General features: G+C 76.6%; 4 protein-coding genes. 1 reads left to right on the forward strand and 3 read right to left on the reverse strand.

The window, feature by feature from the left end:
• The 3 genes from KS423_RS44000 to KS423_RS44010 all read right to left on the reverse strand — a co-directional run.
• A partial coding sequence (locus KS423_RS44000; RefSeq protein ID WP_308020325.1) for an AAA family ATPase occupies positions 1 to 417 on the reverse strand: 417 nt, incomplete at its 3' end.
• Positions 418 to 531: 114 nt separating this feature from the next.
• Positions 532 to 1,062 carry a DUF6328 family protein gene (locus tag KS423_RS44005; RefSeq protein WP_224285293.1) on the reverse strand — a complete coding sequence of 177 codons (531 nt, stop codon included), beginning with the start codon at positions 1,060 to 1,062 and terminating at the stop codon, positions 532 to 534.
• An 11-nt stretch (positions 1,063 to 1,073) separates the two neighbouring features.
• Positions 1,074 to 1,667, reverse strand: coding sequence for a MarR family winged helix-turn-helix transcriptional regulator (locus KS423_RS44010; RefSeq protein WP_224285294.1), 594 nt, complete (start codon positions 1,665 to 1,667; stop codon positions 1,074 to 1,076).
• 48 nt (positions 1,668 to 1,715) lie between these two features.
• Here KS423_RS44010 and KS423_RS44015 point away from each other — a divergent pair.
• On the forward strand, positions 1,716 to 2,165 hold a 450-nt coding region (locus KS423_RS44015), incomplete at its 3' end, for a DMT family transporter (protein WP_224285295.1).

Here is a 2,165-nt window from a genome sequence, read left to right on the forward strand (position 1 = left end):
GTCGTCCTCGTGCAGGAAGACCGCGCTCACGCGCCGGCCCTGCCGGGCGGCCTCGGCGCCGGCGCGGGCGGCGGCGGCCGGGGTGAGGTAGTCGCCCTCCACGATCGCGGGCACGTCCACGGTGAGCCGGTTGCGCACGACGCCGAGCAGCGCGTCGTCCAGGGCGCGGGCGGTGGCGATCTGGAGCTCCAGGACGTGGTCGGCGGGCAGCGCGTCGGGGTCGGGCAGGGCGCGGAAGTGGTGCAGGCCGGGGTGGTCGGCGGGGGTGGTGGCGGCCTGGAGGGCGGCCACGACGTCGTCGAACTCGACCACGAACGCGCCGTGCCGGGCGGAGAGGTGGGCGGCGGCGCGGCTCTTGCCGATGCCGGAGGCGCCGCCGATCAGCAGGACGTCCCAGGGGCTGTCGTCGGTGTACATACCGGCACGGTAGACGGTTCGGGGTGCGGTGGGCTCTGGGGGGTGGGGGAGACGGCCCGGGGCGCGCCTTCCGGACCGGCCCCCGCGGCCCCGGCAGCGGTCGGGGCGGCGCGGTCAGGCCTCGTCGCGGTTGGCGGAGCGGCGCACCGCCCAGGGCAGGACGAACCACAGCACGGTGAAGATCAGCGCGACGGTGCAGGTGATCGGCACCGCCGCCGCCGTGCCGAGGACGACGTCGAGGACCAGCAGTACGGCGCCGGTCAGCGCGGAGGCGAGCAGCAGCAGGCCGGCCTGGGCGATGCGGGCGGAGACGGTGACGATCCGTGCCTTGCCGGGGTGGCGGTACAGCCCGCGGTGCAGGGCGACGGGGGTGGCCAGGACGGCAGCGGCGACGACCGTCAGCAGCAGGGTGGCGACGTAGATGTCCTGCTGGGCGTCGCTGAGCTGGGTGAAGCGCGGGGTGAACGCGACGCCGAGCAGGAACGCGAAGACGATCTGCACGCCGGTCTGGAGCACCCGCAGCTCCTGCAGCATCTCCACCAGGCGCCGGTCGGCGCGCACAGCCGGGTTCTCCCAGCCGGGCGGGGGAGCGGAGTCGGGCCGGTGGTCGGGCGGAGGGGAGTCCGGGGGCGGCGCGCTGGTCATGCGTCAGCTTCTCACGGCCCGTCGCCGGCGTCCGGCTCCGTACCGTCCGGCTCCGTACGGCTCCCGGGCCCCGCGTGGGCGTCGCCGCGGCCCGCGCCGGCGGCGCCGTCCAGGCGGTGCTGCCAGGCGGTGAGCAGGCCCTGCAGGGCGCCGGCCTCCTCGGGGCTCAGATGGGCCAGCAGGCGGTGCTCGTTGCGCAGGTGAGCGGTGAACGCCTCGTCGATCAGGCGCCGGCCGGCGTCGGTGAGGGCGACCACGCGCCCGCGCCGGTCGTCCACGGCGAGGCGGCGGGTGACCAGCCCGGCGCGTTCCAGGCGGTCGATCCGCTTGGTCATCGCGCCGGTGGTCACCATCGTGTGCGCGGCCAGCTCGCCCGGCGCCCGCTCGTACGGGGCGCCGGCACGGCGCAGCGCGGCGAGCACGTCGAACTCGCCCTCGCCCAGGCCGTAACGCTGGTAGACGAGGGTCAGCTCGGCGGTCAGGCGGGTGGCGAGGCGGTGCAGGCGCCCGATGACGGCCAGCGGGGAGACGTCGAGGTCGGGGCGCTCGCGCCGCCACGCGGCCTGGACCCGGGCGACATGGTCCTCGTGCTGGTCGGGCTCCATGGGCCCCACCCTACTCCAGTAGCTTCCTGGGAAGCTATATTGCCTTCCATGGAAGCCACCAAGCGGTGGGTGCTGCTCACCGCCCTCGCCCCCGTCGCCTGGGGCGCCAACTACTGGGTCACCCACGCCCACCTGCCCGCCGACCGCCCCCTGTGGGGCGCCGCCCTGCGCGCCCTGCCCGCCGGCCTGCTGCTGCTCGCCCTCGCCCGCCGCCGCCCGCACGGCGCCTGGTGGTGGCGCAGCGCCCTGCTCGGCCTGCTCAACACCGCCGCCTTCTTCGTCCTGCTCTACCTCGCCTCCCAACTGCTGCCCACCAGCGCCGCCGCCACCCTCATGGCCGCCTCCCCGCTGGCCATGCTGCTCACCTCCTGGGCGCTGGCCGGGCAGCGGCCGCGCCCCGCGCACCTGGCCGGGTCGGTGGTGGGCCTGGCCGGGGTCGCCCTCGCGCTGGCCGGAACGGGGGAGGGGATCGGCTGGGCCGGGCTGGCGGCCTCCGCG

This window comes from Streptomyces sp. LS1784 (genome assembly GCF_020103755.1).
Taxonomy (GTDB): Bacteria; Actinomycetota; Actinomycetes; order Streptomycetales; family Streptomycetaceae; genus Kitasatospora.

Bases quoted from the DNA above. Each gene is read 5' to 3' on its own strand.
- KS423_RS44005 (WP_224285293.1), bottom strand. From the start codon at position 1,062: ATGACCAGCGCGCCGCCCCCGGACTCCCCTCCGCCCGACCACCGGCCC.
- KS423_RS44010 (WP_224285294.1), bottom strand. From the start codon at position 1,667: ATGGAGCCCGACCAGCACGAGGACCATGTCGCCCGGGTCCAGGCCGCG.